Source organism: uncultured Corynebacterium sp., assembly GCF_937999985.1.
GTDB lineage: Bacteria > Actinomycetota > Actinomycetes > Mycobacteriales > Mycobacteriaceae > Corynebacterium.
Genome location: NZ_CALLDG010000139.1, coordinates 1 through 3,155 on the forward strand (window position 1 = coordinate 1; position 3,155 = coordinate 3,155).

At 58.2% G+C, this 3,155-nt stretch carries 4 protein-coding genes; all 4 read left to right on the top strand.

From position 1 onward, the window contains the following. Positions 1–122 (top strand): type B 50S ribosomal protein L36 (gene ykgO, locus Q0331_RS06605; protein ID WP_288819702.1); only part of this gene is annotated, 122 nt, incomplete at its 5' end. 402 nt (positions 123–524) lie between these two features. Next, complete coding sequence (gene nrdH, locus Q0331_RS06610; protein WP_011273153.1) at positions 525–755, top strand: glutaredoxin-like protein NrdH; 231 nt, start codon at positions 525–527, stop codon at positions 753–755. Between the two features lie 78 nt (positions 756–833). Beyond that, the gene (gene nrdI / locus Q0331_RS06615; RefSeq protein ID WP_298075632.1) at positions 834–1,277 is read left to right on the top strand and encodes a class Ib ribonucleoside-diphosphate reductase assembly flavoprotein NrdI; all 444 of its coding nucleotides are present in this window, start codon (positions 834–836) and stop codon (positions 1,275–1,277) included. 158 nt (positions 1,278–1,435) lie between these two features. After that, the coding region (gene nrdE, locus Q0331_RS06620; protein ID WP_298075633.1) for a class 1b ribonucleoside-diphosphate reductase subunit alpha at positions 1,436–3,155 on the top strand (1,720 nt) is incomplete at its 3' end.

The following is a 3,155-nucleotide window of genomic DNA, read 5'->3' on the forward strand; positions in this document are numbered from 1 at the left end:
TGAAGGTCCGCAAGTCCCTTCGGTCGCTGAAGAACAAGCCGGGCGCTCAGGTCGTTCGTCGCCGCGGCAAGGTCTACGTGATCAACAAGAAGGAACCTCGCTTCAAGGCTCGCCAGGGCTAAGAACCACAAGGTTCCACTTCCCCCGTCTTCCGCTGAGAGTGCTTAAAGCACTGCGGAGGCGGGGGATTTTTTGTCTCAAATCCTGGCTTTGAAATTACAAGCATGTTTTTTATGTGGCTAGATGTAGTGGTGGGATTTTTCCCCACCTGCGAATACTCAAGATGTAACTACTAGATATTGTGTTTCTGTTTTATGTATGCCCCAAAATGTTGTGTTTTAGCGGTTGTCTTACACGCATGTGATGTGTAGTCTTAAGCAAGTCGATGAGAGGCGATGAGGGCACAGTACGCCTGACTATCGCCCGCCGAACTATCGCCCGCCGAGGTCGTTGCTACGGCCAGCGTAAAGACTGACAAAGACCAACACAGATAGCGCCCACGAACCAGGAGAATGACAGCCACCATGATCACCGTCTACACCAAGCCCGCATGTGTTCAGTGCAACGCCACCAAGAAGGCTCTCGATAAGGCTGGTCTCGAGTACGAGCTCGTTGACATCAGCCTCGATGATGAGGCTCGCGACTACGTTATGGCACTGGGGCATCTGCAGGCTCCCGTGGTTGTCGCCGGTGAGGATCACTGGTCCGGCTTCCGTCCGGATCGCATTCGTTCCCTGACCGCCAAGGCCGCTTAACCCTCGCGCGTCGCTTCGCCTTCACCGTCTACAAGGTGGGGGCTATTTTTGCGCGCGCCACTGTCTGAATGAGGCTCAATGCTTATTACGTATTTTTCCTCCACGACGGAGAACACTCACCGCTTCGTGCGCAAGCTCGGGTTGCCTTCCTCTCGCATCCCTTTGAAGCGTAATGACGCCCCACTGCTCGTCGACCAACCGCATGTCTTGGTCGTGCCGACATACGGCGGGGGAGCGGGGATGACGGGCGACTACTCCCGACCGGTTCCAAAGCAGGTAATCAATTTCCTCAACGTAGAGCAGAACCGCAAGTGGCTGCGCGGGGTGATCGGCGCGGGGAACATCAACTTCGGGTCGGACTTCGCCAAGGCCGGCGAGGTGATCTCTGCCAAGTGCCAGGTGCCGTACCTTTATCGCTTTGAGCTGATGGGGACGGAAGAGGATGTCCACCGAGTGCGCGAGGGGCTGGCGGAGTTCGAGGCCTCCCTGCGCCACGAGGGTCGGTGGGATCTGGCGAGCTGATAGCGCCGTAGCGAACTGATACGGCAATCGTGAAACGGGGAATAGAACACCTGCTTCGCACCCGCCCCGCACATGTCCGGGGCACTGATTAGAATCGAAACGAACGCACGAGCGCGAGGCATTTTCCTTAGCGCGAGTTTTTGAGGAGACGCATACACATGACTGGCACCGAGCTTGGAAAGACCGTCCAGGAGCCCGTTGACCAGCGGGAGCAGCTGGATTATCACGCTCTGAACGCGATGTTGAACCTGTACAACGATGCAGGGGAGATCCAGTTCGACAAGGATCGCGAGGCTGCAAACCAGTACTTCCTGCAGCACGTCAACCAGAACACCGTTTACTTCCACGATCTGGAAGAAAAGGTTAAGTACCTGGTGGACAACGAATACTACGACCCCGAGGTGCTGGATCAGTACGAGTTCAGCTTCGTGAAGTCCCTGTTCAAGCAGGCCTACGCGAAGAAGTTCCGCTTCCAGTCGTTCCTGGGTGCCTACAAGTACTACACCTCTTACACGCTGAAGACCTTCGATGGTCGCCGTTACCTGGAGCGTTTCGAGGATCGCGTGTGCATGGTTGCGCTGGGCCTGGCAGCGGGGGATACCGAGTTGGCGTCCAACCTCGTCGACGAGATCATGGACGGCCGCTTCCAGCCTGCAACGCCGACCTTCCTCAACATCGGCAAGAAGCAGCGCGGCGAGCCGGTATCGTGCTTCCTGCTGCGCATCGAGGACAACATGGAGTCCATTGGCCGCTCCATCAACTCCGCACTGCAGCTATCCAAGCGCGGCGGCGGTGTGGCCCTGCTGCTGTCGAACGTCCGCGAGGCTGGCGCGCCGATTAAGCACATCGAGAACCAGTCCTCCGGCGTGATCCCCGTGATGAAGCTGCTGGAAGATGCCTTCAGCTACGCCAACCAGCTGGGCGCCCGCCAAGGTGCCGGTGCGGTTTACCTACACGCTCACCACCCGGATATCTTGCGATTCCTGGATACCAAGCGCGAGAACGCGGATGAGAAGATCCGTATCAAGACCCTCTCGCTGGGCGTGGTGATCCCGGACATCACTTTCGAGCTGGCCAAGCGCAACGACGACATGTACCTGTTCAGCCCGTACGACGTAGAGCGCGTGTACGGCAAGCCGTTCGCTGACGTCTCCGTTACCGAGCACTACGAGGAGATGGTGGAGGACCCGCGCATTCGTAAGTCCAAGATCAACGCGCGTGCGTTCTTCCAGACTCTGGCGGAGATCCAGTTCGAGTCCGGTTATCCGTACATCATGTTCGAGGACACGGTAAACAAGGCCAACCCGATCGAAGGCCGCATTACCCACTCCAACCTGTGCTCCGAGATTCTGCAGGTCTCCACCCCGTCGGAGTTCAACGCTGACCTGTCGTACAAGAAGATCGGCGACGACATTTCCTGCAATCTGGGCTCCATGAACATTGCGAAGGCGATGGACTCGAAGGACTTCTCCAAGACCATCGAGACCGCCATCCGCGGCCTGACCGCCGTGGCGGATCAGACCTCCATCGACTCCGTGCCGTCGGTGCGTCAGGGTAACGACAACTCTCACGCAATCGGTCTGGGTCAGATGAACCTGCACGGCTTCCTGGGGCGCGAGCACATCCACTACGGCTCCGAGGAGGCGCTGGACTTCACCAACGCCTACTTTGCGACCGTGATGTACGAGGCTCTGAAAGCCTCCAACAAGATCGCCCAGGAGCGCGGCGAGAAGTTCCACAACTTCGAGAACTCCCAGTACGCCACCGGCGAGTTCTTCGACCGCTACGATCCGGCCGACTTCGCCCCGAAGACGGAGCGCGTGCGCCAGATCTTCGGCAACTCCAGCATCCACGTGCCCACCGCACAGGACTGGCAGC

What these genes read in the sequence shown, in the direction of transcription:
- nrdH (WP_011273153.1), top strand. Translation starts at nt 525, where the DNA reads ATGATCACCGTCTACACCAAGCCCGCATGTGTTCAGTGCAACGCCACC.
- nrdI (WP_298075632.1), top strand. Translation starts at nt 834, where the DNA reads ATGCTTATTACGTATTTTTCCTCCACGACGGAGAACACTCACCGCTTC.